Genomic DNA, 24,967 nt, shown 5'->3' on the forward strand with positions numbered 1-24,967 from the left:
GAAGGCACAGAACGCCGGGGTGTCCGCGACGGCGGCGGTTCTGGTCGGCGTGCTGGCGTGCACCGGTGGCGGCGTGATCCGGGACCTGCTGCTGGGCGATCCGATCGCCCTGGTGCGCGTTGGCTCCTGGTATGTCACAGCGTCTTTGGGGGCGGCGGGGGTATTCCTGCTCTGCCAGCCGCGCACCGACCTCACCACCGCCACCGTCGCCGCCGAGGTGACCGCGTTCGCGCTGCGTGCCGCGGCATTGCGATGGTCATGGTCGAGCCCCCAAGCCGTCGGCGCGACCGGCCGCCGGGCTACTTCCTGACCGTGGTGGCGCGGTCGAGCAGTAGTTCGACGGCGTCGGCGACGGGGGTGTGGCCGTCGGTGAGTTCGATGATCATGCGGTTCAGGGCCGGGCGGTGCAGGGCCACATCGATGAAGGCGGCGACGTCATCGCGGTGCATGTCGCCGTATTCGATCGCCGATCCGGCTGTCACCAGACCGTTTCCGGGTTCGTCGCGCAGCGTGCCGGGGCGCACGATGAGCCAGTCCAGATCGGTGGCGACGAGGTAGACGTCCGCGGTCTTCTTCACCCGCATGTAGTGCTCGAATCCGGGGCTGGTGTCGCGGTCGCGCCCGGCCTCCGGAAAGACGGAAACCAGAATGAACCTCGAGACCCCGGCGAACCGCGCGGCGTCGGCGGCTTTCTCCAGTCCCCTGCCGTCGATCAGCGTGGTCTGCTCGGCCCCGGTGCCGTGCGCGCCCGCGGAGAAGACGATCGCATCGTGACCGTGGAACTTGGCGGTCAATTCCGCCACCGAATCGGCGATCAGATCACCGGCAACCGGGTTCGCTCCGGTCCCGGCGATGACCGCGGCCTGCTCGGGATTGCGGTGCATCCCGGTGACTTCGTCACCCTGGGCGGTCAGCAGCGCGGAAAGGCGGCGGCCGATGCCACCCGCCGCACCGATCTGGAACACCTTCACCGACGGCTCCTCTCATTGGCGGACCGCTCCAGCCTTCCACTGTTGTCGCGACAAATGGCGGAGGCGCCGATATCGGTCCGATCGACATTACCGAGGCGTACTCGATGGGCCAGTTCCTGCTGGTCCGGGCGCACCCCCAGAAACTTTCCGGGGTCGGGATCGGTTCGGCGAATTTGCGTCTAATCTTGCCAATGACTCTGCCGCCGACCGTTTCTCCGCCGGTAGCGTTGTCGGTATCGGTCGACGGTGTCCGGTGATACGGGATGTGGTGTGCAGTGTGGGATTTCGAGGTTTCGCCCAAGCAATCCATCGGCGAGACGGTGCTGGAAGAACTCCGGGAGCGGGCGGCCGCGGACGGGGTGGCGCTACGGGTTGGAGTAGTCATCGAAAACAATGACGCGGTGCTGCTACTCGAGCACGAGGAGCATGTCGAGGGGCGCAGTCCGCTGCACCTACCGGGCACGGTGGTGCTGCCGGGCGAGACGCTGGCCGGCGCGGTGGTCCGGGCCGTGCGCGAGGAGACCGGTCTGTCGGTAACCGACGTGACCCGGCATCTTGGCAGCTTCGAATACCTCTCCAGCGCCGGAAAGCCGGTTCGCAGAGAGCATTTCGCGGTCGAGGTGGCCACTCCGGGCCCGGTCCGGGTGACCAACTACGCCGACTACCGGTGGATTCCCCTGTCCGGCGAGTTGCCCGTCACCTCGTCGATCCGCCGTATCCTCGAGGCTTACCAGGAGTAACGCCGGACCCGATCGCGGAGGACCCATGCTCGAGATCGATACCCGGCCGGTGGTCCTCGACCAGTACACGGTCGACGAGACCGGTCGGCTCGGGCAGCGGCCCCGCGGTGTGGTGTACCCCGTCGGTGTCGACGACGTCGTGACGGTGGTCGCCTGGGCGCGCGAGAACGGGACTCCGCTCATCGCGCGCGGGGCGGGTACCAGCCTCGAGGGGCATCTGCTGGCGCGGGGCGACGAGCTGGTCGTGGACATGTCGCAGGCGAACAAGATTCTCGAGATCTCGCCGGAGGACCTCACCGCCACCGTGCAGCCCGGTGTCACGAGAACCCAGTTGAATGCGGCCGCGGCCGAATACGGGCTGCAGTTCACGGTGGATCCGGGCGCGGACGCCTCCCTGGGCGGGATGGCGGCCACCAATGCCAGCGGCACCACCACCGTCCGCTACGGCGGGATGCGCGCGAATGTGCTTGCGTTGCAGGCGGTTTTCGCCGATGGCACGGTGACCCGGCTCGGGCGGGCGGTGCGCAAATCCTCGAGCGGCTACGACCTGAAGGATCTCCTGATCGGGTCGGCGGGCACGCTGGGGCTGATCACCGAGCTGACGGTGCGGCTGCATCCGATTCCGGAATGGATTCACTCGCTGTGCCTGTCGTTTCCGACCGTGGCCGACGCGGTGGACACCGCGGTCGAGATGCTGGGTCTGGCGCTGCCGGTGAGCCGCCTGGAACTGGTGGACGCGCCGAGCATGGCGGCGATCAACGCCTTCCGCGGCACCGCCTACGCCGAATCCCCCGCGCTGTTCGTGGATATCGAATCCAGCTCCGCGGCGGCGGTCACCGCGAACGAGACCGAGATCCAGCGGATCGCGCACTCACACAATGTGATCGAGGTCGGCACCGCGCGCACGCACGGCGATCGGCACGCGCTGTGGGAGGACCGCCACAATCTGTATTTCGCGGTCAAGGCGAGCAATCCCGGGCGCAAGTTCCTCATCACCGATACCGCGGTGCCCTATTCGCGCATCGCCGGGGCCGTCGACACCGCCACCCGGCTGGGCACCGAACTGGGGCTGAACATCACCGTCGCTGGGCATATCGGCGACGGCAACGTGCACACCATCGTGCCCTACAACGAGGACGAATACGCCGGGGCGCAGGTCTTCTCGGACCTGGTGGTGCGCCACGCCCTCGAGGTCGGCGGCACCGCGACCGGTGAGCACGGCATCGGATTGACCAAGAAGAAGTACCTGCGCGAGGAGCACGGGTCGGCGGTCGATCTCATGGTGGCGGTCAAGCGGGCCCTCGATCCGCTCGGGCTGTTCAACCCGGGCAAGGTCCTCGACGCGGACGGCGAAGAAGATCAGGCCTGATCCCCGGCCGCGCGGCGCGCCTGTTCCAGGTACGACATGGCATGGGCCGCAATGTGATCGCGTAACCGTTCGACGGCCGGGGTGGGTCGGTGATTGCCCGAGATCAGGCCGATACTGCGTTCACGCTCACCGGTCAGCGTCACTCGGGTCAGGCCGGGATACGGCAGCTCGGGGGCCGGGAGCACCGCGATGCCCAGGTTCTGGGCGACCAGGGCACGCAGGGTTTCGAATTCGGTGATCTCGAAGCCGACCTGCGGGGTGAATCCGGCGGTGGCGCACCAGGAATCGAAGAACCTGCGCAGGTGATAGGTGGGCGGGTTGGCGATGAAAGGCTGGTCGGCGAGGTCGGCGAGATCCACCTCGGCGCGGGAGGCGAGCGGGTTGGTGCTCGCGACGTAGAGGTGGATTCGCTGGAAGCCCAGGACGATCGTGGGCAGGTCGTCGGGGGCGGGGATGGTGACGGCCAGGTCCAGGCGGCCGTCGCGGACCATCTCGACCAGTGCGGTGCCGTGGGCTTGCACCAGATGCAATCTGATTCGCGGTGCGCCGGTGTGGAAGTCGGCCAGCAGGGACGGGATGCTGACCGGGCCCAGGGTGAACGGGAAGCCGAATCTGACCAGGCCGCTGTCCGGGTCGGCATTGCTGCGCACCACGTCGACGGCGTCGCCGACGGAGCGCACGAGACCACGCGTGCGCTCGTACAGCTCCTGTCCGGCGGCGGTAAGCGCGACTCGGCGACCGACCGGTTGGAACAATCGCACGCCGACGGCCTGCTCGACCGCTTTCAATCGGCGGCTCAATGACGACTGCGGCACCCCGAGACGCTGCGCCGCGCGTGTGATGTGCCCCTCGTCGGCCGCCGCGTCGAAGGCCGCCAGCAGCGGGATGAGGGCCTCCACCTGGGCCGACGATAATTCATCCATATATGGATGATAATCGCTCGAAATGAACATTGGACGGATGAATGGGCGCGGCGTGAGGATGACGAATACCACGAGCCCAGGAGGTCGCCCAGCATGGACGCGCACACCACCGCCGGTGAATCCGGTACGGATACAGACGTTCTCGATGTCGTCCTGGTCGGCGGCGGCATCATGTCGGCCACACTCGGCGCGATGATCACGACCCGGCACCCGGACTGGTCGATGGTGCTGCTCGAGCGCCTGGACCGGGTCGCCGGTGAGAGCTCCGATCCCTGGAACAACGCCGGGACCGGGCATTCGGGATTCTGCGAGCTCAACTACATGCCCGACCCGGCCGATGCGGGCAAGGCGTCGGAGATCGCGGCGATGTTCGGTCAGTCGCGACGGTTCTGGGCCGATCTCGCCGAGCGAGGCGCGTTGGCCGACACCGGATTCGTCACGGCGACACCGCATATGGACGTCGTGTTCGGCGACCGGGACGTCGCTTATCTACGGCAGCGGTATCAGACCCTGCGCGCCCTCCCCCCGTTCTCCGCCATGGAGTACAGCGAGGATCCGGCCACGATCGCAGGCTGGGCTCCCCTGCTGATGGCAGGCCGCGAGCCCGGCGAGCCGGTGGCGGCCACCCGCTACGCAGCGGGCACCGATGTCGACTTCGGTTCTCTCACCCGCACGCTCGTGCGGACCATGTCCGACTCCGGCGCGCGGATCTACACCGGCCGCGAGGTGACCGGCCTGCGCCGCGGCGAGGACGGCATCTGGACGGTGTCGGTGCGCAACCTGAACACCAAGCGCCGCTTCACCCTTCGCGCCCGCTTCGTTTTCGTCGGCGCCGGCGGCTACGCGCTGAAGCTGCTGCAGAAGGCCCGCATTCCCGAGGTCCGCGGCTACGGCGTCTTCCCGGTCGGCGCGCAGTTCCTCCGCACCGACAACCCCGAGGTCATCGCCCGCCACGAGGCGAAGGTCTACAGCCAGGCTCCCGTGGGCGCTCCCCCGATGTCGGTGCCGCACTTGGACAAACGCAATGTCGACGGCACCCCGTCATTGCTGTTCGGCCCCTACGCCACCTTCAGCACCCGGCTGCTCAAGCACGGCAGGCTGACCGACCTGTTCACCACGCTGCGCCCGGGCAACATCGTGCCGCTGTTGGCGGCGGGTCTCCAGAATCTGCCGTTGGTGCGGTACCTCATTCGCGAACTGCTCTCCACCCGCCGCCGCAAATTCGCTCAGCTCCAACGCCTCTACCCGGAAGCGAACCCGGCCGACTGGACTCTCATCCAGGCCGGTCAGCGTGCCCAGCTCGTCAAACCCGATCCGGACCGTCTCGGTGTGCTCACCATGGGCACCGAGCTGGTCATCGGCGCCGACAACACGATCGCGGGCCTGCTCGGCGCGTCCCCGGGTGCTTCGACCGCGCCCGCCATCATGATCGATCTGCTGAATCGCTGCTTCCCCCAGCAGGATTCACCCATCGATACCGGTCAGGATGAGGGCGCGAACTCCCAGAGCGCGGGGACACCGGAGCTCGTCGCGGGGATCGGGAAGTAGCTGTAGTGGTCGGCGGCGTCCACCACCACGATGTGGGCACCGTCGGCCAGGTGTTCGGCACCCGCGGCCTGCGGGTGCCCGTCCTTGCGGTCGAACACGCTCACCCAGCCGCTCTCGGAGGCCACGTAGAGCCGTTGCGGGCCGGGGTCGTAGGCGAGGACGTCAGGACCATCGCCGACGCTGTTGTGGTCGGTGACAACGTGTTTCGCGAGATCGACGGTGATCAGTGTGGAATTGTCCTCACATCCCACGTACATCAGCTGCCCGGCGGCGTCCAGCGCCTGCCCGTGCGGCCCGGAGCATCCGGGTGTGGGGATGCGGTCGGTGACGATCGGGAAATCCGGTGTGATGAAGGCGAGTTCACCGCGCCCCTGCACGGCCACCACCATGCGGTCGATCGCCGCGTCGTAGACGACATTGCCGACCTCCCCGCCCAAAGTGATGGTGTTGCGGACGTTTCCGGTGTCGGCGTCGATGACGGTCTCGCTGCCCGCGCGCTCGTTGGTGGTCCAGACCGCATTGCGGATCGGGTCGAATGCCATGCCGTCGGGATATTTACCGGTCGGCGCGGTGAAGAGCACCGCCCCGGTGTCCTCGTCCAAGGCGACGAGTTGATCGCGGCCGGTCACGGTCGCGTACACGCGGTGCTTGTCCGGAACCACCAGGACCCCGTGCACGTCGGGTGTGTCGGGGATGGTGCGGACCACGCTGTGGGCGCGGATATCGACCTCGACGATTTCACCGGCCCCCATGTGCGCGAGGAACATCAGCCCGCGCCCGGAGTCCAGACTCGCATAGTCGAATCGGGACGCGCCGCCGGTCAACGGCACCTCCGCGACCTTCCGCAGCGGCAGCGGCCCGCCGGTCGTGGCCGGGCCCGGCGCGGCGGAACATCCCGCGATCAGCGCGATCCCGGCCAGTCCCCACCCCAGGCGCCTCGGCCACATCCGGCTCACCTCATGACGTTCAGCAGACGTCGCGGAACAGGGCGGCGGCCGCGTCGGCGGCGGGCTCGATCAGGCGGGGGTCGTCGTAGAAGTCGATCTGGCCGACCGAGTCCAGCCACAACTCCGATTTCGGGGATGCCACCGCAGCATAGAACTTGTGCGCCCACGGCGGCACCAACGCGTGCTCGGAGTGCACGAGCAGGAACGGGACCGACAGGCGCGCGGCGGCCTCCTGGGCGTCGAAACCGGCGGTGTGCTCGAAGGATTCGACGGCGAAACCGTTCGTGTAGTTGGGGACGACGCCGCGCGGGGTGCCGTAGTACTCGTAGGCCTCGGTCAGCGGCATGGCCACATCGCCGTTGTCGGCGGCCACCGCCGGGATGGTCTCGACCTCACCGGTCGCCAGGCGCAGTTCGCGTGCCTTGCGGCCGCGTTCGACCACCGCCGGATCGGCCGGGTTGGCGGCCGCGTCCGCATAGACACCCGCGACACCGGCGAAGGCCTTGATGCGGGGGTCATCCGCGACCGCGCGCGCCATGTAGCCGCCACCCGCGCACACGCCCACCGCGAGCACAGACAAGTCCGCGAACCGCTCGTCGGCCTGCAGCGCCGTGATCGCCGCCGAGATGTCGGCGGCCTTGCCCAGCGGATCCTCCAATTGCCGCGGCTCGCCCGCGCTTTCACCGAAGGTGCGGTGGTCGAAGGCCAGGGCCGCGAAGCCGCGCCGGGCCAGCGCCTGCGCGTACACGCCCGCCGCCTGCTCCTTCACCGAGGTCAGCGGCCCGGTGGTGACCACGACGCCGGTGGGCGTGCCCTCGGGCAGGAACAGGTTGCCCACCAGCAGGTCGCCGTCGCGGGTGAAGGTGAATTGTTCGGTACTGATGGTCATCTCGTTCTCTCGTCTGGAAGTCCGCGAATTAGGGTGACACAGACGGTAGGCGCGGAAATCGGCCACCGGTAGAAGGCACTTCGCGGTGCCCTTCCGAACGGAGGCGAGATGGCACTGATCATCCCGGACGTGCTCGAGGAATCCTGCACGACCAGGCAGGCTTTGGAACGACTGGCCGCCAAATGGCGCATCCTGCTCATCTACGCGATGCTCGACGGCCCGCAGCGCCCGGCCGCGCTGCGCCGCCGCCTGCCCGGCATCACCCAGAAGGTGCTCACCGAGACGCTGCGCGGCATGGCCTTCGACGGTCTCGTCGAACGCCATGTCTACAAGGAGACCGCGCCGCAGCACATCGAATACGCGCTGACCGAACTCGGCAAGTCCCTCGAAGCGCCGCTCGCCGCCATCTGCGCCTGGGCTACGGAGCATCCCGCGATCGGACTGGATATGAGCTGAGTCACAATTCGCCTCCTGGATCGGTTCGGTGTCGAATTCGCCGCTGCCCGTTCGAGGCGTAGCTGAAAACGACCACAACGATCGAAAGGCGCGAGTTCCATGGCCAATCCCGTCCTGACCGCAGTCCGTTCCGCCGATGGCAGCAGCATCGCCGTCGAAACCATCGGTTCCGGGACGCCGGTAATCCTCATCGGCGGGGCATTCAACGACCGCTCGACCGTTGCCGCGCTCGCCTCGACGCTGGCCCCGCACGCCACCGCGGTCACCTACGACCGCCGCGGCCGGGGCGGTAGCACCGATGCGAGCGGCGACTACTCCGTACAGGCCGAGATCGATGATCTGGCGGCCGTGATCGAGCATGTCGGCGGCAGGGCGCACGTGTTCGGCCATTCCTCCGGCGCCGCACTGGCTTTGGAAGGTGTGCTGCGCGGGCTGCCGATCGACAAGGTGGCCGTGTACGAGATGCCCGCGGTGGTCGACGACAACCGCCCCGAGCCGTCCGCCGGCGTCTTCGATCAGCTCGTCGCCCTGATTGCTTCCGGCGACCTCGACGGCGCGGTGGAACTCTTCCTCACCGAGCAGGTCGGCGTGCCGGCGCCGTTCGTCGCCGAAATGCGCAACGCACCGGTGTGGGATTTCATGAGCGCCCAGGCCGGCAGCCTGCCCTACGACGTCGCGGTGTGCGGCCCCGGCATGCGCCTGCAGTCTTCCCGCTACGCCACGATCACCATCCCGGCGCTGGTCATCTACGGCGACCAGACCTGGCCCTGGATCCAGACCGCGAACCAGGCCCTGGGCGCCGCCATTCCGAACGCGCGCCGGGAGGTCCTGCCGGGCGCCGATCACGAGGTCCTCGCCCAGCCCGAAATGCTCGAGCCACTGCTGCTCGACTTCTTCGGCTGACGTACCCGGTATCGCCTGAATTCAGGTATGCGGCACCGCCTCAGTGCGCTTCCAGGGTGGCGACGATCATGGCGTAGGTGCGGTAGTGGCCGACGAGCACGCACAGTTCGAGGATCTCGCGGACGGTGAAGTACACCAGCAGGCCCTGCCAGGCGGTGTCGGACAGGAAGAATTCGCGGTCCAGCTCGTCGACGGCCCGGTCGATCACGAGGGCTCGGCTGTCGGCGGCGTCGGGCACCGAATCATCGAGCGCGGCACCGATTTCCGCGCCGTCGAGGGTGCTGAGGCGGGCCATGCGCCTGCCGTACCAGCTCAGAATCGCATGCAGGGCGGGATGCCGGGACAGCACGGCATCGCCGCCCGGTGTCCACGGGGTGTGGGCCTCTAGGTCCGGGCGCGGGTCACACCGCTGCTTGCGCGGGCGTCGAGGCATCTCCGCGGTCGTCCGTGGTCGCCCCAGCAGCGGTTCGGGCGGCATGCCCGCACTCTCCTCCAGCATGCCGAGCAGCTGGTAATGGGCGACGATGAAACAGATCTCGATCAATTCCCGGTCGCCGTAACCGAATTCGCGCAACCGCCGCACGGTCGGCGCACCGATCGCCATATCGTCGTGCAGTTCGTCGGCGGCGCGCAGCAGACACGCCTGCCGTTCGTCCCAGCGCGCATGCTCGGGCCCGGCCGTCACTGCGTCGAGAAATCCGCGCCGCTCTCGAATGCGCGCCCACAGGGCATGCGCCGAATAGTGATAGAAATGCCCGGCATTCCAGGTCGCCCGCAGCACCAGCAATTCGATATCGCGGTGCCGCAGGCTCGCGATCAACCCCTGACCGAACTCCGCAGGTCCCTCCAGCGCGAACAAGGTCGCGAGCAATCGCGGATGCACCGTCCCGATCCAGACCACCTGCACCGTCCCGGGCAACGCATACCGCAACCACGGCAGCCGCGGCTCCACCCGCACTATGCGCGGCTGCGGCCACCCCAGCCCGTCCCCTCTATGTGACCCAGGTCTCATACCTCAAAATTGAAGGCGCGAAGGCACTTTCGTGACATTTCGACACCGGCCAATTCCTTGACATGACCGGCCAGCACCGCTCAGTTGTGGCAGCTGTCCTGATCGGAGTACAGCAGCATCGACGTCACGGTCTGCCCCTGCCTGACGTCGGTTTCGTAGATCCCCATGAACCCGTAGTGCGTCCCCGGATGCCCCGGCACCTCCGCCGAACTCCAGTTCGCCCCGAACTTCAAACTCGGATAGGCGGCCTTCACCTCATCGAGCGTCGACCCCGCCTTGATCCCCTCCGGCGTATGAACCGCCGCCCCCTCCTCCGGCGCCACCGCCACCACGACGCCATCCTTCAACCACCCGGATCCCTTGGTCCAGTACGAGAATCGGGCACACCCCTGCATCGTGCCGCCGTTCGCGAGCACCCCGATCGGCTTTCCTTGGTTGTGCAGATTGGATTCCTGCTCCCAATTCATCCCGAGGTCGATCCCGCGATACCCCGTCGGCCCGAGCGTCGTGGTATCCACCGGCGCCTTCGTCGTAGCCGCCGGCGCCGCCGCAGGCGAACTCACCGGCGTCGCGAGTGGCGCGGTCTCGTCATTACAGGCCGAAAGCCCAAGGGCGAGAACAGTAGCGGCGGCAGTCGCCCCGAGGGTCCGCAGGCTTCGCATCACGTAATCCAATCCGATTCGTCCAGCAGGCGACCGAACCCGGCCACCCGACGATCGAGATATTGACCCGATGATCTTGTCGCCCGATCAACAACCGCTTGTCGCGCGCGCGGGATGCCACTATCGAGGGATGTCGCATCGCACCGGAAGCGTCGAGTCGGCGGACGGTACCCGCATCGTCTTTCACACCAGCGGGGACGGTCCGCCGCTGGTGATCGTGCACGGCGCGCTGGTCCCGTTGGACATCTACATGGCCCTTGCCGAGCTGCTGGCCTCGGATTACCGGGTCGTCGTGGTCGAACGCCGCGACTACGGCGGTCCCAGCGGAAACGGGCCGCGCCCCGCCACATTCATCACACAGGCCGCCGACCTCGCGGCCGTACTCGCCGAGGTCGGCGAACCCGCTTTCGTCTTCGGTCATTCCGCGGGCGGACTGGTCACCCTGCACGCCATGCACCGAGATCCATCATCGGTGCGCAAACTCGCACTCTACGAACCCCCGGCCACTCTCGCCGGTCCGCCGCTGCAACCGACCCTCGCCACGATCAGAAACTTCATGGCCGACGGCCGACCCACCGACGCGGTCCACGAATTCCTCACCGCCATCACCGATTCCGCCCCACCCGGCTTCCTACACCGCCTCGCCCAGTCCCTCGCCACCCGCGCCCCCGGCCTGGTCGCCGACCTCGAATGTCTGACCACCATGAACCCCGACATCACCCCCTGGTCAACCATTCCCACCCCAGCCCTACTCCTCGCAGGCGAACTCACCGACACCTACGGCAAAACCAGCGTCGCCCTCCTCCAATCCACCCTCCCCCAAGCCCATTCCCTCGAACTCCCGGGCCAACGCCACCACCCCGACAACCCGCTCCCCCTCGCCACGGCCCTCCGCGATTTCTTCGTCTGAGCCCAGAACGTGCAGTTGACTACGGTCCTAGCTGTCGAGCAACTCCGGGGCGAAGACGTCCTCGATCTTCCACCGTCGAGACGACAAGCCTTGCTGGTAGTGGTAACGCAGGTAGGTGTCGAGGGCTGTGTGGTTGGCCGCGATGCCGTAAGGCCACCAGTTATCACCGAACTGGTCGCCATTGCGTTCGATCAGCGCGTTCATCCACGGGACCATGGTTTGGACTTCGTACAGTCTGCGGTTTCGGCGATAGTATTCGGCGGCAGTGTCTTTCGCCTGGGAGAAGACCCGGTAGAGGTCCTGTGCGAGGCCGGAGCGCTCGTTCAGCAGATCCCGTCGGACGACGATGGTATGCATGATCGGGAAGATCGCGGTTCGCCGGTGATAGTCGCGTTCCAGCGGCTCGAAGTCGGGGAACAGCCGGGCGACGTTCGCAGATCCGTCGAGCACGCACTGCGGAACGTTCGCCGAGAACAGGGCGTCGATCTCGCCCGCATCCAGCATCGCGCTCAGTGTCGCGCCCTCGGGTGCGGTGGTCACCTCGAGCCCGTCCGGACGCGGGTGCGGAATGAAATCGAACGGGGGCGCCGGAGATTCGAGGCCGCCGATCACCCAGCGGTTCCGTTCGGGCTGGAATCCGTACTCGTCGGCGAGGATCCCCTTGGCCCACACGCCGGAATCCTGTCCGTAGGTGCCGAATTCCCCGATCGTGCGTCCGGTCAGATCGGCAGGGCCGGTGATGCCGCTGTGGGTGTTGACGAATATGCACGAGTGCCGGAACACCCGGTTCGGGAAGATCGGCAGCGCCACGTACGGCAAGCCCGTTTCGAGCAGACGCAGGTAGAACGTCAACCCGAGTTCGGCGATGTCGAAATCGTTTCCGCGGACCAGCCGCTCGAAGATCTCCGGCAGCGTGGCCGTGGTTTCCATGGTGACGTCGCTGCCGTCGACGGTAATGCTCTCGTCGAAAAGCGCTCGCGTGGTGTCGTAGCGGAAGCATCCGATGGTGAGGGTGGCGTTGGTCATGAGCGTGGATCTCCTTGTCGGCTCTACGCTTTCAACAGTTCCCTGTCGACTGGCGGGCAGTCCAAGTCCATCTCCGCAATCTCGATACCGCGTAGGTATCGTGTTGTGGTGGATCTTCGTGTGCTCCGGTACTTCGTGGCGGTCGCGGAGGAGCGTCACGTCGGGCGGGCTGCGAACCGACTGCACATGACACAGCCGCCGCTGAGCCGGGCCATCCGAGAGCTCGAGGACGAATTCGGCGTCATCCTGTTCGAGCGCACCCCCAAGGGCGTCGTCCTGACCCCGGCCGGAGCAGCGATGTACGACGAGGCGAGCGAGCTGCTGAAGCGCGCCGACCGGATCCGCGGCCGGGTGACCGCCGCGGGGTCGGGGACCCTCACGATCGGGACGCTGGCCGATACCGCCGCGCACATCGGCGGTCGGCTGGTGGCACTGTTCCGGGCACGCCATCCGCACGTCGACGTCAGCGTTCACGAAGCCGATCTCGGTGACCCGACGGCCGGGCTCCGCGCCGGGCTCGTCGACGTTGCGCTGACTCGAACCCCGTTCGACGACAACGGAATCAGCATGCGCGTCCTGCGCTCGGTACCTGCCGGCGTCGTGCTGCGTGACGACGACCCACTCGCCCATCACCCGTCGGTGTCGTCGGTCGACCTGATCGGCCGCCGTTGGGTCCGGCTGCCATCCGGCGCCGACCCGGTATGGACCGCCTACTGGACCCCGGCCCGCACGCCGAGGCAGCACCGGCGATGCGGACGATCCAGGAATGCCTGCAGGCGGTCCTGTGGAACGGAACATCGGCGCTCGCCCCGATCGACCAGCCACTACTCCCCGGCCTCATCACCGTTCCGTTCCCCGATCGCCCACCGAGCAACCTCGTCGTCGCGTGGTTGAAATCCGCGCACAGCCCACTGATCCGGAATTTCGTCCAGGTCGCCGATCATGCCTGCGACCCCCACAGCGAATCGCCCACCCGCGCGCGTCAGGTGATGATTCGGATGGCGTAGGGCATGATGCCGTCTTCTCGGACGGCGGAGACGCGGACTACGTCGCCGGATTGGGGGGCTTCGATCATTTTGTTGTTGCCTAGGTAGAGGGCTACGTGTTGGCTGCCGCCGGGGCCCCAGAAGAGCATGTCGCCTCGGGCTCGTTGGGAGACGGGGACTCTGGTGCCCATGGTGTATTGGTAGCCGGAGTAGTGCGGGAGGGAGACGCCTACGCCGGCGAAGGCGTAGATCATGAGGCCGGAGCAGTCGAAGCCGGATTTGTTGTAGTCGCCGTAGCTGTCGGCGGTGCCGCCGTCGCGGATGCCGAGGGTGGGGCCGTCCTCGTCGCCGCCGCCCCAGGCGTATTCGACGCCGAGTTGGGACATGGCGCGGTCGACGACGGTTTCGATGAGGTCGGCGCCGGAACCGTTGGGGCGCACGGGCTGAATGGAGCGGTGCGGGGGTGGGGAGGTGTCCTGGACGACGTGCGGGCGATGGCCCTGGCCGACCTGGTTGGCGCGATCGGCGGAGGCGCGGTCGGCGGCCACGCGGGCGGCGGCGGCCACGGCGGCGGCGCGGGCCGCGGCTTCCTCGGCCTTGCGCTGCTGATCCCAGGCCACGAAGGCGTCGCGCTGGCCCTGCAGGCCGACCACGTTGGCGCGAGCGGCATCCAGGCGCTGCTGTGCCGTATCCCGCTGGGAGACAAGGTTGTTGCGCAGCGTGTTCTGCTGGTCGAATTCGGCCTTGGCGGCGGTGACCGCGTTCTGCGCCTGGACCTTCTTGGCGTCGGCGTCCGCGGCGGCGGCATCGGCGGCCTGCTGCGCCTGCTTGGCGGTGGAGGTCTTGTTGGCCTGGTCGATCTGCGCGTGCCGCAGCCCGTCGACCACGACCTGCTGGTTCTTGGAGGCGATGGTCAGCACCTGGGCGCGGTTCAGCGCGATCTCCGGGCTGGGCGCGGCCATATAGCTGACCAGCGAGGTGGAGCCGGGCCGCATGTAGACCTGCGCCACGTACTTGTCGAATTCCTTGTGCGCCCCATCGACTTTGGTGCCCGCGTCGGTCAGATCCTGCTGGCACTGGGTGACCGCGCGGGCCGCGGCGTCGGCGGCGTCGCGAGCGATCTGCAGATCGACCAGAGCCTTGTTGACGGCCTCACGGCGCGCGGCGACCGCATCGTCGAGCTGGCGCAGCTGCTGTTCGGCCCCGGCCACCTGGTTGATGAGCGCGCCGACCTCGCCGACGCTCGCATCGACCTGGGCGCCGGCCGCATTGAGGTCACTGTCGCTGGGATTCGGGGGCGGCGGCGGCACGGCGTGCCCGCTGCTGATCCCCACCATCATGATGATCACCGCTACGAGCAACTCTGTAGCGACCCGCGCCGAACGCATCCGCCGCTTCGCCGGTCGTCGCATCGCACCTCCCTGGAGTCTCATCCGGCACAACATCCCCAACCGTGCCATCGCGAAACCGTACGGCACGTCAAGGAGTGCGCCGCTCAGCCACGCCACAATCACAGCCGTGTAATTCACAATTAGCCGAGAAGTTGCAGGTAGAACACACAGGCATCACGTGTCACAACACACGACACGCGGTACGGTTTACGGCGTGTCGGGGACGATTCGGGCGATTCGCCACCCTCCCGACCGCTCGAAGACAACGAAAAAGGGGCCCGGGACGAACCCGAACCCCTCAGGGAGACACCGCCTCTCGGCAGCCGCTATGCCACCGGCGTCCGCGAATCCGAACCCGACACGCCCTGCGCGCGCCGAGTCTTCACCAGATACAGCCCGCCGATGGCCGCGATCAGCACACCCAGCGCCACCAAGGTGATCACCGTCCACGAGATCGTCTCCGGCTGCTCGAGCCGATCCACGAACACCCGCGCCGCCTCGGTGGTGTGCTCGGGCCCGCGGTACTTGGCCTTGTCCTCGGCCCACTCCAGATGCCCGCGCGTGAACTGGTCGCTGTAGGTGCCGACCCAGTCGTCACTGAAGACCACCACGGTCCCGTGCTCGACCTTGCCGACCTCGTTGGCCAGATCGCGCAGGTTCGCCTCGATGCCCGGATTGCCCTGCACCACAATGATGTCGAGCTCAATGCCGTGCTCGCGCGCGTCGGCGGCGATGGCGGCCAAGGCATCCTGGTCCCGCCCGGAGGGGGCGGCGACATGATCATCGGCGAGATCGGCGATGATCTTCTTCAGGTCGGTGTTAGGCGGTAGTTCCGCCTTCATAGGCGTGAAAACCGAGGTACGCGAGACGGTCACGAACGCAGAGTACGGGACGGCTTGTCATATCACCTCACCGCGCCACGCGAGTCCGCCCCGTGACCGGCCCCCGATGTGCTCACAGGACAAGCGTACTGTTAGAGTCGGAAAACGGACGAGGCCCCGCGCCTCGACAAGCCATCGGCACAGCCCCGCCGGTGGCCCTCCCATTCACAGACGAGTGGAGCTGAACGTGACGAGTATCGATACCTTCGGCGCCAAGGGCACCCTCGAGGTCGGAAGCAACTCGTATGAGATCTTCCGTCTCTCGGCCGTGCCCGGCACCGAGAAGCTGCCCTACGCCCTGAAGGTCCTCGCGGAGAACCTGCTTCGCACCGAGGACGGCGCGAACATCACCGCCGACCAGATCCGCGCCCTCGCGGCCTGGGATCCGTCGGCCGAGCCCGACACCGAGATCCAGTTCACCCCGGCCCGCGTGATCATGCAGGACTTCACCGGCGTGCCCTGCATCGTCGACCTGGCCACCATGCGTGAGGCCGTCACCACCCTCGGCGGCGACCCGAACAAGGTCAACCCGCTCTCCCCCGCCGACATGGTCATCGACCACTCGGTCATCCTCGACGTGTTCGGCACCGCCGACGCCCTCGAGCGCAATGTCGACCTGGAGTACGAGCGCAACGGCGAGCGTTACCAGTTCCTGCGCTGGGGCCAGGGCGCGTTCGACGACTTCAAGGTCGTCCCGCCGGGCGTCGGCATCGTGCACCAGGTCAACATCGAGTACCTGGCCCCCACCGTCATGGTCCGCAACGGCCAGGCCTACCCCGACACCTGCGTCGGCACCGACTCGCACACCACCATGGTCAACGGCCTGGGCGTGCTGGGCTGGGGCGTCGGCGGCATCGAGGCCGAGGCTGCCATGCTGGGCCAGCCGGTCTCCATGCTGATCCCGCGCGTCGTCGGCTTCAAGCTGACCGGTGAGATCAAGCCGGGCGTGACCGCCACCGACGTCGTGCTCACCGTCACCGACATGCTGCGCAAGCACGGTGTGGTCGGCAAGTTCGTCGAGTTCTACGGCAAGGGCGTCGCCGAGGTGCCGCTGGCCAACCGCGCCACCCTGGGCAACATGTCGCCCGAATTCGGCTCCACCGCCGCGATCTTCCCGATCGACGAGGAGACCATCAACTACCTGCGCCTCACCGGCCGCAGCGACGAGCAGCTCGCGCTCGTCGAGGCGTACGCCAAGGAGCAGGGCCTGTGGCACGACGCCGACAACGAGCCGGCCTACTCGGAGTACCTGGAGCTGGACCTGAGCACCGTGGTGCCGTCCATCGCCGGCCCGAAGCGCCCGCAGGACCGGATCCTGCTGTCGGACAGCAAGACCCAGTTCCGTCAGGACATCCGCACCTACACCAACGACCCGGTGCCGCACACCGCGCTGGACGAGGCGCTGGAGGAGTCCTTCCCGGCCAGCGACCCGGTCGCCTCCGGCACCGCCAACGACGGTGCGGCCCTGCCGACCGCCGCCAACGGCAACTCCGGTCGCCCGTCGAAGCCGATCAAGGTCTCCGACCCGGAGCGCGGTGACTTCGTCCTGGATCACGGCGCCGTCGTGGTCGCGGGCATCACCTCCTGCACCAACACCTCCAACCCGTCGGTCATGATCGGCGCGGCCCTGCTGGCCCGCAACGCCGTCGAGAAGGGCCTCGCGTCCAAGCCGTGGGTCAAGACCAACATGGCCCCGGGCTCGCAGGTCGTCGCCGACTACTACGAGAAGGCCGGCCTGTGGCCGTACCTGGAGAAGCTGGGCTTCTACGTGGGTGGCTTCGGCTGCACCACCTGCATCGGCAACACCGGTCCGCTGCCGGAGGAAATCTCCAAGGCGATCAACGACAACGACCTCTCGGTCACCGCGGTGCTCTCGGGTAACCGCAACTTCGAAGGCCGTATCTCCCCCGACGTCAAGATGAACTACCTGGCCTCCCCGCCGCTGGTCATCGCGTACGCGCTCGCGGGCACCATGGACTTCGACTTCGAGACCGACGCCCTGGGCAAGGACCAGAACGGCAACGATGTCTTCCTGAAGGACATCTGGCCGTCGGCGCAGGAGATCGACGACACCATCAAGTCGGCGATCAGCCGGGACATGTTCACCAAGTCCTACGCCACCGTGTTCGACGGTGACCAGCGCTGGCAGGGTCTGAACACCCCCGAGGGCGACACCTTCGCGTGGGACGAGAAGTCGACCTACGTCCGCAAGGCGCCGTACTTCGACGGCATGTCGATGGACCCGGCCCCGGTCGAGGACATCAAGGGCGCGCGCGTGCTGGCGCTGCTGGGCGACTCGGTCACCACCGACCACATCTCCCCCGCCGGTCCGATCAAGCCGGGCACCCCGGCCGCGCAGTACCTGGACGCCAACGGCGTTGCGCGCAAGGACTACAACTCGCTGGGCTCGCGTCGTGGTAACCACGAGGTGATGATCCGCGGCACCTTCGCCAACATCCGGCTGCGCAACCAGCTGCTGGACGACGTCTCGGGCGGCTACACCCGCGACTTCACCCAGCCGGGCGGCCCGCAGGCCTTCATCTACGACGCCTCGCAGAACTACCAGGCCGCGGGCATCCCGCTGGTCGTGCTGGGCGGCAAGGAGTACGGCTCGGGTTCCTCGCGTGACTGGGCCGCCAAGGGCACCCGCCTGCTGGGCGTCAAGGCCGTCATCACCGAGTCGTTCGAGCGCATCCACCGCTCGAACCTGATCGGCATGGGTGTTGTGCCGCTGCAGTTCCCGGCCGGCCAGTCGGCCGCGTCGCTGGGCCTGGACGGCACGGAGACCTTCGACATCGAGGGCATCACCAAGCTGAACGAGGGTGTGACTCCGAAGACCATGAAGGTGACCGCCACCAAGGAGAACGGCGAGAAGGTCGTCTTCGACGCGGTCGTCCGCATCGACACCCCCGGTGAGGCGGACTACTACCGCAACGGCGGCATCCTGCAGTACGTGCTGCGCAACATGATTCGCGGCTAAGACCGCGCGTCTCGGTCTTCGAAGGGCTGTTTCGAAGCCGAGTCGTGGTGGTGGGCGGCAGGTCCTGTGAGAAGTCACAGTTCCCGCCGCCCGCCACGCGGCCCGTCCCGGGCCGCTTCGCTCGTCGCTCGTGCGGGTTCTCCAATTTGGTCGCAAGATCAGTAAGGAGAACCCGCACAACACGTTTCGGAGGAGCCCAGTGCCCAAGGTCAGTGACGACCACCTCGCCGCCCGGCGCAGCCAGATCCTCGACGGAGCACGCCGCTGCTTCGCCGAGTTCGGCTACGAGGGTGCGACCGTGCGTCGCCTCGAAGAAGCCACCGGCCTGTCGCGCGGCGCGATCTTCCACCACTTCCGCGACAAGGACGCGCTCTTCCTGGCCCTGGCCCAGGAGGACGCCGGCCGCATGGCCGAAGTCGCCGCCACCCAGGGCCTGATCCAGGTCATGCGCGACATGCTCGCGCGCCCTGAGGATTTCGACTGGCTCGGCACCCGCCTCGAGATCGCCCGCCGGCTGCGCAACGATCCGGACTTCCGCGCCAACTGGGAGGAACGCTCCGAGGAGCTCACCGCGGCCACCGTCGCCCGCCTCGAACGCCGCAAGGCCGCGGGCGCGCTGCGCGAGGACGTCCCCACCGAGGTCCTCCTCGGCTACCTCGATCTCGTCCTCGACGGCCTCATCGCCCGCATCGCCTCCGGCCATGCCAACGACAACCTCGAGTCCGTCCTGGATCTCGTGGAAGCCTCGGTCCGCCGCAAGCAGTGATCGACCGCCCCACCGGCAGTTGCGTGTCAGACCGGTGTGGCCCCAATCGTTTCGGCGAGTTCCTTGGCGAGCGGATACGGCCGCTCAGGCGGCAGCAACACCCGTGCCCGGTCGACGTGGCCCGCGCGCAGGTGTGCCGACATCTTCCGGACCACCGGCGTCAGATCCCGGATCTCAACCGTCCAGTCCGACACATACCGCTCGATAATGTGCCGCGACAGCCCGACCTGAATACTGCGGTGCTCCAACTTCGCCCCGCGCAGCGAATACTCCGGATCCCACTGCACATGCACGACCGCATGCCGGAACAGACTGCGCCACTGCTCATTCCCGCTGTAGATCCGCCGTTCGGGACTGGTCAGTACCGCTTGGCCGAGAGCCTCCTCCCAGCCCGCACGCGAAATCCGCACCGCGAGAATCCGCTCCTGCCCGGCCTTGCGCCCCCAGTTACCGCGCTGCATGAGCCACCGAAACGACGGCTTGATCCACGTCATCCGATTCGTCGAGAACGGCGGCACGAACCGCTGCGCCGCCATCGCCGCCTCGGCGATCGCCTCCCCATAGGCCTGGTAGACCACGATCGTGTCCCGGTCGTAGTCCGCCCTGATCTCGAAGTTCGGTGTCACGCGGCAGCACAGTAGCCGCGCGATGAGCCCGGCCACCAATCATTTTCGGCACCGCGACAGATCGCGGTGCCGAGCGGGGATTGCTCAGCCGTGCAATCGTGAGCCGCGCGAACGTCAGTGGTCGCCCTCGAGGTCGGCCAGCAGGATGCGGGTGATGCGGTCGAGGTCTTTGCGGTCCTGCTCGGAAAGTATCGAGAGGATGCGGGTTTCGTTTTCGAAGTGGTCGGTGACGACGACGTCTATGAGGTGGAGGCCGCGGTCGGTGAGGGCTACGCGGATGGCGCGGCGGTCGCCGGAGTCGGCGATGCGGCGGACCAGGCCTGCCTTTTCGAGACGGTCCAGGCGGCCGGTCATGCCGGCGCGGGACATCATCAGGGTGTCGGCGAGGTTGGAGGGGTTGAGTTCGTAGGGCTCGCCCGAACGGCGTAGCGCCGCAAGGACATCGAATTCTCCGCGCTGCAATCCGTGTGCGGTGAAGACCGATTCGACCCGCTGCGTGCCGACCACCAGCAGGCGCCCGAGGCGGCCGAGGATGGCCATGGCGGTGCCGTCGAGGTCGGGTCGCTCCCGTTGCCACTGCTGCTGGATCACGTCCACCGCGTCGAGCTTCTTCTCTCCCATGGACAAGATTCTATTCGATGGTTTATAGTTCGGTAGCGAATTATCAAGCACCGAACTTTTGGAGAACCTCATGACCACCGCTTCCCGTCCCGCCGCCATCCGCCGTCCCGCCGACTCGGAGATCATCGGCGCGGGTCAGCCCACCTCGGTCCGGCTGCTCATCGATTCGAACGAGGCCGGTGGGTCGGTCAGCACGGTCGAGGTGAAAATGGCCGAGGGCGTCGATGGCGCGGCGCCGCACTACCACACGCTCTCGGATGAGCTGTTCTTCGTGGCCGACGGCGAACTGCAGGTGATGGCCGGGGACGAGATCACGACCGTCGGCGCGGGCGGCGCGCTCGTGGTCCCCAAGTTCATGCCGCACGCCTTCGGCGCGGCCCCCGGCAGCCCGGCCCGCATCTTCATCGCCCTGATGCCCGGCGTCGAGCGCCACGGCTACTTCCGCTTCCTCGAGCAGCTCGCCCTGGGCCAGGCCACGCCCGCCGATTTCGATGCGGCACAGAAGGATTACGACAATTACTTCATCGATGCCCCGCAGTGGTGGGCCGAGCGCAACGCCAATCGCGCCTGAGCACCTGGGTGATATGTCCTGAATGTCAGGAATGTCCGGCGACCTCGAAGCGAAGTCGCCGGTGCCCACCCTCCGGCCGCCGGGCGACGGCCACCCGGACGAATCCGGCAGTCCGGTGATGATCATCGAGGGTGCCGCGGCAACCTGCCACCCGCTCACCCACCGCGAATCGAATCCGCGGTAGCCCCGCGATCGCGGGCGAATGTGCCGCAGACCACTGAAAATGCGGAATGCCCATCGCGACCCGACGGGTTGGTAGTTTCATGGCCTTCTCTGTTCCCGTCACCGTCCGCGGCTACGAGCTCGATATCAACGGGCATCTGAATCAAGCGGTCTATCTGCAGTACGCCGAGCACGCGCGGTGGGAATTGCTGCGCGCGGGCGGGCTGCCGGGCGAGAAGATGGTGGCGGCCGGAATCGGGCCGGTGGTGCTGGAGCAGACCATCAAATACATGCGGGAATTGCATCTGGGCGACGAGGTCTCGGTGACCTGCGAATTCGAGTGGACCGGGGGCAAAATCTTCAAGATGCACCAGCACATCGTGAAACTGGACGGGACGGTATCGGCGCAGATCGATGTCGTCACCGGCATTCTCGACCTCGAGGCCCGCAAACTGGTTGCGGATCCCGGTGCGGCGCTGCGAGCCATCGCCGACTCGCCGGGCGTGCTGGGTCTCTGAACAAAAGCCACCCTACTCACTCCGCCCCGGTTTATCAGCGAAAATCTTTCGGCGGGAGCGGTTTCCGGAACCCCGGCAGAGTTTGCCGGGGTAGCTGAAATCTTTCGTTGCGGACCGAATCCGGTGCGTCGCGGGATATGATTCAGATCACGCTCGGCCCCGCAGCAAATCCCGAGCAGATCGGAGTTCAGCATGACCGGCGCCCTGCACCGAACCGGATCGACCGCCATCGCGAGCACCTCGCCACCGCTACCTGGCTACCTTGTCGCAGCCACCGAGCGAAGTATCAGCCTGCGGGTCGGCGACGGCACCTGGACCTTCCACCGGACCGATGTCCTCGACATCTCCCGGTGGGATACCGCCACCGCGGCGGGCAGCCCCGAGGGCCGCCCGGTGCTGGTGCGCGTACGGTCCGGCGCCACTGCCGATTTCACGCAGCGCCGCCGCGTCGAGCTCACCGACCGACCGCTCACCCTGGCCCCGGAACTCAGCCCGGCCCGCGGTGACGACGAACTGCGCCGCCAGACCGAAATCTGGGCGCGCGGACTGGAACTGACCACCCAACCCGGCGTCGGCGGCGCCACCATGACCTGCTGCCAGACCCGGTCGCTGCACGGCAGTGACGACGGCATCGCCTGCGACAGCCTGGACTGACGGGGGCGAACATGCCCGCCCGCACCATGGGTTCGGTGCTCATCGTCACCGAGGCCGAAGACCTGCACGGCGACGCGCTCGCGGCCACGCTGCGCAAACATCACGGGCACAACCCGATTCGCCTCGACATGCGCGACTTCCCGCGCGAGAACGGCACTTTCCGCCTGGGCGCCGACGGCTCCTACCGGACGCTGTCCCACATCTTCGGGCTCGACGATGTCACCTCGGTGTGGTGGCGGCGACCCCATCCCACCGCCGTCCCCGCCGGTCTGAGCGAGGAGGACGACACCTATCGCCGCGCCGAATGCGATGGCTTCCTGCAGGGACTGCTGTGGTCGGTGCCCGCCCTGTGGGTCAACGACCCCGGGGCGGACCGCACCGCGAGCCGCAAGATCGTGCAGCTGGAGACGGCCTACCGCGCGGGCTTCGCGGTCCCGGAGACCCTGGTGACCAATGATCCCGACGAGGCCCGCGACTTCATCGAATCCCGGCCCGGCCCAGTGGTTTACAAGCGCACGGGCACCGGGCGCGGGGCGTTCACCGAGACCCGGCTGTTCGCCCCCGGGGATTTCGACCGGCTCGCCACGATCCGCAGCTCCCCCACCATCTTTCAGGACTACATCCGCGCCGAGAGCGATCTGCGCATCGTCTGGGTGGACGGCCTCGAGTGGGTGGTGCGGATCGACTCGCAATCCGGTGTGGGACGGGTGGATTCGCGCCTGGACACCTCGGTGGCCTTCACCGCCGACCGGCTGCCCGCCTCGGTGAGCAAGTCGCTCACCACGCTGATGGGCGCGCTCGGGCTGGCTTTCGGCGTGCTGGATCTGCGCGTGGGTCTCGACGGCGAGTTCTACTTCCTGGAGGTGAATCCCCAGGGGCAGTTCGCCTATCTCGAAATCAAGACCGGTCTGCCGATTTTCCAGAGCCTCGCAAACCTGCTGGTTCTCGGCGACGGGACCGTGATCCCGTAAGGCAGCGTGCCATCACGTACCGGGGTGCCATCACGTACCGGGCCACACGTCATCGCGACGCGTCGTAATCGCAAGTCGTCGACCGGCTTTCGCCGGTCGAGACCCCCGCAATCGCTTCCCGGACGGGAGAGCCGCTACTTGCCGGCCTTCGCGGCCTTGCGGCGATTGGCACCACCGCGGCTGCGGAGTTGCACATGCGACTCCACCAGCACGTTGTGGATGAAACCGTACGACCGCCCGGTCTCCCGGGCTAGCGACCGGATACTGGCTCCGGCCTCGTACTGCTTCTTGAGCTGGGATTGCAGGCGATCTCGGGACTTCCCGGTGACGCGCGTGCCTTTACCCAATACGGCTTTACCCTGTGCGGGCCTGTCACTCATGGCTATCCTCCGAGTCGCCGTGGGCGCCTCATTCCAGGTTAGAGACTCGGATGGCTGTGATCAACGAAACGGTGTGATGAGAGTCACCTGAAATTCAAACTCGCCGTATTACACGCTCGGATCGCGGTGATCGCGACCGCCGGTTCGGGGCCGATTCCGACCGGGACGGGTGACGGGATCCGTTGCCGGACAGGTTCTTCGAGCACATCGGGAGGCTCCCGATCCGCTGTTCCCTCTATCGGGGGAGGTCGGATTACGCCTCGCGGCCGACGTCGGCGGGCGCGGGCGTCCGTAGCGTCGGAGACCTCGGGGGCAAGATCAGCCGCCTGCCCCGCATCCCATTTCCCAGGAGGATCCGTGCTTTCCGCCATCGTCCCGGCCGTGCGGACCCCGGAGTTACGGCGGAAGATCCTCTTCACGCTGGGGTTGATCGCGCTGTACCGGCTCGGTACGGCACTGCCGTCGCCGGGCGTCGATTTCAAGTCGGTCCGCAGTTGCCTCGCGATCGTTTCCGGCGGCGAGTCGGCCGGTATCTACCAGCTGATCGATCTCTTCTCCGGCGGCGCGATGCTGCAACTATCGGTGTTCGCGATCGGCATCATGCCCTACATCACCGCCAGCATCATCACCCAGTTGCTGACCATCGTGATCCCGCGATTCGAGGAGCTACGCCGCGAGGGACAGTCCGGCCAAGCCCGAATCACGCAGTACACCCGATATGTCGCGATGGCATTGGCGGTGCTGCAGGGCACGACCCTGGTGGCGCTGGCCGCACGCAGACAGCTGTTGCGCGGCTGCCCCAAGGACATCCTGGCCGACACCTCGATCTTCGGGATGATCATCATCGTGCTGGTCATGACCGCGGGCGCGGCCCTGGTCATGTGGTTCGGCGAGCAGATCACCGAGCGAGGCATCGGAAACGGCATGTCGCTGCTGATCTTCGCGGGTATCGCGGCGCGAGTTCCCGCGCAGGGCAGGCAGATCTACGACAGCCGCGGCTGGCTGGGCACCGGCCTGCTGGGTGCCGCCGTCGTGGCCGTGATCGTGGCGGTCATCTTCGTCGAGCAGGGTCAGCGCCGGATTCCGGTGCAGTACGCCAAGCGT

General features: G+C 67.2%; 27 protein-coding genes and 1 pseudogene. 16 read left to right on the forward strand and 12 right to left on the reverse strand.

Annotated elements, in window-relative coordinates; translation table 11 throughout:
• The coding region (locus tag ON43_RS18635; protein WP_167333442.1) for a TRIC cation channel family protein at positions 1–310 on the forward strand (310 nt) is incomplete at its 5' end.
• On the opposite strand, the gene ON43_RS18640 is transcribed toward ON43_RS18635, so the two are convergent.
• A complete protein-coding gene (locus ON43_RS18640) occupies positions 300–971 on the reverse strand; it encodes an NAD(P)H-binding protein (protein ID WP_040809195.1) in 672 nt (223 codons plus the stop codon). The genes ON43_RS18635 and ON43_RS18640 overlap by 11 nt on opposite strands.
• 275 nt (positions 972–1,246) lie before the next feature.
• Between ON43_RS18640 and ON43_RS18645 the strand changes: the two genes are divergently transcribed.
• Together ON43_RS18645 and ON43_RS18650 are read left to right on the forward strand one after the other, a co-directional pair.
• Positions 1,247–1,711, forward strand: coding sequence for an NUDIX hydrolase (locus ON43_RS18645; RefSeq protein WP_167333443.1), 465 nt, complete (start codon positions 1,247–1,249; stop codon positions 1,709–1,711).
• A 25-nt stretch (positions 1,712–1,736) separates the two neighbouring features.
• Positions 1,737–3,080, forward strand: coding sequence for an FAD-binding oxidoreductase (locus ON43_RS18650; RefSeq protein ID WP_040809197.1), 1,344 nt, complete (start codon positions 1,737–1,739; stop codon positions 3,078–3,080).
• Here ON43_RS18650 and ON43_RS18655 read toward each other — a convergent pair.
• Positions 3,071–4,003 (reverse strand): LysR substrate-binding domain-containing protein, encoded by a 933-nt coding sequence (locus ON43_RS18655; protein ID WP_040809199.1) that lies wholly within the window; start codon positions 4,001–4,003, stop codon positions 3,071–3,073. The genes ON43_RS18650 and ON43_RS18655 overlap by 10 nt on opposite strands.
• A gap of 93 nt (positions 4,004–4,096) precedes the next feature.
• On the opposite strand from ON43_RS18655, the gene mqo reads away from it, so the two are divergent.
• Positions 4,097–5,551, forward strand: coding sequence for a malate dehydrogenase (quinone) (gene mqo / locus ON43_RS18660; RefSeq protein ID WP_083913524.1), 1,455 nt, complete (start codon positions 4,097–4,099; stop codon positions 5,549–5,551).
• On the opposite strand, the gene ON43_RS18665 is transcribed toward mqo, so the two are convergent.
• On the reverse strand, positions 5,485–6,498 hold the full coding sequence (locus ON43_RS18665; RefSeq protein ID WP_040809201.1) for a YncE family protein: 1,014 nt from the start codon (positions 6,496–6,498) through the stop codon (positions 5,485–5,487). The genes mqo and ON43_RS18665 overlap by 67 nt on opposite strands.
• A 19-nt stretch (positions 6,499–6,517) precedes the next feature.
• On the reverse strand, positions 6,518–7,387 hold the full coding sequence (locus ON43_RS18670; protein WP_040809203.1) for an alpha/beta hydrolase: 870 nt from the start codon (positions 7,385–7,387) through the stop codon (positions 6,518–6,520).
• Between the two features lie 108 nt (positions 7,388–7,495).
• On the opposite strand from ON43_RS18670, the gene ON43_RS18675 reads away from it, so the two are divergent.
• Positions 7,496–7,843, forward strand: coding sequence for a winged helix-turn-helix transcriptional regulator (locus ON43_RS18675; protein WP_040809205.1), 348 nt, complete (start codon positions 7,496–7,498; stop codon positions 7,841–7,843).
• 99 nt (positions 7,844–7,942) lie between these two features.
• Positions 7,943–8,746: an alpha/beta fold hydrolase gene (locus ON43_RS18680; protein WP_040809207.1), complete on the forward strand. Its 804-nt coding sequence runs from the start codon at positions 7,943–7,945 to the stop codon at positions 8,744–8,746.
• A 40-nt stretch (positions 8,747–8,786) separates the two neighbouring features.
• On the opposite strand, the gene ON43_RS42600 is transcribed toward ON43_RS18680, so the two are convergent.
• Positions 8,787–9,698 carry a carboxymuconolactone decarboxylase family protein gene (locus ON43_RS42600; RefSeq protein WP_051178665.1) on the reverse strand — a complete coding sequence of 304 codons (912 nt, stop codon included), beginning with the start codon at positions 9,696–9,698 and terminating at the stop codon, positions 8,787–8,789.
• 140 nt (positions 9,699–9,838) lie between these two features.
• Positions 9,839–10,432: a hypothetical protein gene (locus ON43_RS18695; RefSeq protein WP_040809209.1), complete on the reverse strand. Its 594-nt coding sequence runs from the start codon at positions 10,430–10,432 to the stop codon at positions 9,839–9,841.
• Positions 10,433–10,550: 118 nt separating this feature from the next.
• Here ON43_RS18695 and ON43_RS42605 point away from each other — a divergent pair, with 118 nt between their 5' ends.
• Positions 10,551–11,330, forward strand: coding sequence for an alpha/beta fold hydrolase (locus tag ON43_RS42605; protein ID WP_051178666.1), 780 nt, complete (start codon positions 10,551–10,553; stop codon positions 11,328–11,330).
• A 27-nt stretch (positions 11,331–11,357) separates the two neighbouring features.
• Here ON43_RS42605 and ON43_RS18705 read toward each other — a convergent pair whose 3' ends face one another.
• Entirely contained in the window at positions 11,358–12,356 is a 999-nt protein-coding gene (locus tag ON43_RS18705; RefSeq protein ID WP_083913526.1) for a substrate-binding domain-containing protein, read from the reverse strand.
• A 108-nt stretch (positions 12,357–12,464) separates the two neighbouring features.
• On the opposite strand from ON43_RS18705, the gene ON43_RS18710 reads away from it, so the two are divergent.
• The gene (locus ON43_RS18710) at positions 12,465–13,250 is read left to right on the forward strand and encodes a LysR family transcriptional regulator (protein ID WP_218003295.1); all 786 of its coding nucleotides are present in this window, start codon (positions 12,465–12,467) and stop codon (positions 13,248–13,250) included.
• A gap of 88 nt (positions 13,251–13,338) precedes the next feature.
• Here the strand turns inward: ON43_RS18710 and ON43_RS18715 are convergent, their stop codons facing one another.
• Both ON43_RS18715 and ON43_RS18720 read right to left on the reverse strand, forming a co-directional pair.
• Positions 13,339–14,754 (reverse strand): NlpC/P60 family protein, encoded by a 1,416-nt coding sequence (locus ON43_RS18715; RefSeq protein ID WP_040809211.1) that lies wholly within the window; start codon positions 14,752–14,754, stop codon positions 13,339–13,341.
• A 305-nt stretch (positions 14,755–15,059) separates the two neighbouring features.
• The gene (locus ON43_RS18720; protein WP_051178668.1) at positions 15,060–15,608 is read right to left on the reverse strand and encodes an Rv1476 family membrane protein; all 549 of its coding nucleotides are present in this window, start codon (positions 15,606–15,608) and stop codon (positions 15,060–15,062) included.
• Positions 15,609–15,801: 193 nt separating this feature from the next.
• Here ON43_RS18720 and ON43_RS18725 point away from each other — a divergent pair, with 193 nt between their 5' ends.
• Together ON43_RS18725 and ON43_RS18730 are read left to right on the forward strand one after the other, a co-directional pair.
• The gene (locus ON43_RS18725) at positions 15,802–18,594 is read left to right on the forward strand and encodes an aconitate hydratase (protein WP_040809243.1); all 2,793 of its coding nucleotides are present in this window, start codon (positions 15,802–15,804) and stop codon (positions 18,592–18,594) included.
• A gap of 199 nt (positions 18,595–18,793) precedes the next feature.
• Entirely contained in the window at positions 18,794–19,360 is a 567-nt protein-coding gene (locus tag ON43_RS18730; RefSeq protein ID WP_040809213.1) for a TetR/AcrR family transcriptional regulator, read from the forward strand.
• A 26-nt stretch (positions 19,361–19,386) separates the two neighbouring features.
• On the opposite strand, the gene ON43_RS18735 is transcribed toward ON43_RS18730, so the two are convergent.
• Entirely contained in the window at positions 19,387–19,986 is a 600-nt protein-coding gene (locus tag ON43_RS18735; RefSeq protein ID WP_040809245.1) for a DUF4291 domain-containing protein, read from the reverse strand.
• Positions 19,987–20,100: 114 nt separating this feature from the next.
• Positions 20,101–20,607 carry a MarR family winged helix-turn-helix transcriptional regulator gene (locus ON43_RS18740; RefSeq protein WP_174416474.1) on the reverse strand — a complete coding sequence of 169 codons (507 nt, stop codon included), beginning with the start codon at positions 20,605–20,607 and terminating at the stop codon, positions 20,101–20,103.
• Positions 20,608–20,677: 70 nt separating this feature from the next.
• On the opposite strand from ON43_RS18740, the gene ON43_RS18745 reads away from it, so the two are divergent.
• The 5 genes from ON43_RS18745 (at position 20,678) to ON43_RS18760 (ending at position 23,483) form a co-directional block, all read left to right on the forward strand.
• A complete protein-coding gene (locus ON43_RS18745; protein WP_040809247.1) occupies positions 20,678–21,178 on the forward strand; it encodes a cupin domain-containing protein in 501 nt (166 codons plus the stop codon).
• Positions 21,179–21,209: 31 nt separating this feature from the next.
• Positions 21,210–21,362, forward strand: coding sequence for a hypothetical protein (locus tag ON43_RS44900; RefSeq protein WP_157514103.1), 153 nt, complete (start codon positions 21,210–21,212; stop codon positions 21,360–21,362).
• Between the two features lie 79 nt (positions 21,363–21,441).
• Positions 21,442–21,858, forward strand: a complete 417-nt coding sequence (locus ON43_RS18750) for an acyl-CoA thioesterase (RefSeq protein WP_040809217.1) — start codon at positions 21,442–21,444, stop codon at positions 21,856–21,858.
• A gap of 192 nt (positions 21,859–22,050) precedes the next feature.
• A complete protein-coding gene (locus ON43_RS18755; RefSeq protein ID WP_040809219.1) occupies positions 22,051–22,512 on the forward strand; it encodes a hypothetical protein in 462 nt (153 codons plus the stop codon).
• Positions 22,513–22,523: 11 nt separating this feature from the next.
• Positions 22,524–23,483 carry an MvdC/MvdD family ATP grasp protein gene (locus tag ON43_RS18760; RefSeq protein ID WP_040809221.1) on the forward strand — a complete coding sequence of 320 codons (960 nt, stop codon included), beginning with the start codon at positions 22,524–22,526 and terminating at the stop codon, positions 23,481–23,483.
• A 134-nt stretch (positions 23,484–23,617) separates the two neighbouring features.
• On the opposite strand, the gene ON43_RS18765 is transcribed toward ON43_RS18760, so the two are convergent.
• A complete protein-coding gene (locus ON43_RS18765) occupies positions 23,618–23,863 on the reverse strand; it encodes a helix-turn-helix domain-containing protein (RefSeq protein WP_033087059.1) in 246 nt (81 codons plus the stop codon).
• 357 nt (positions 23,864–24,220) lie between these two features.
• Between ON43_RS18765 and ON43_RS18770 the strand changes: the two are divergent.
• Positions 24,221–24,967: pseudogene (locus ON43_RS18770) on the forward strand (preprotein translocase subunit SecY); the annotation flags it as partial.

The organism is Nocardia concava NBRC 100430 (assembly GCF_000308815.1).
Lineage (GTDB): Bacteria > Actinomycetota > Actinomycetes > Mycobacteriales > Mycobacteriaceae > Nocardia > Nocardia concava.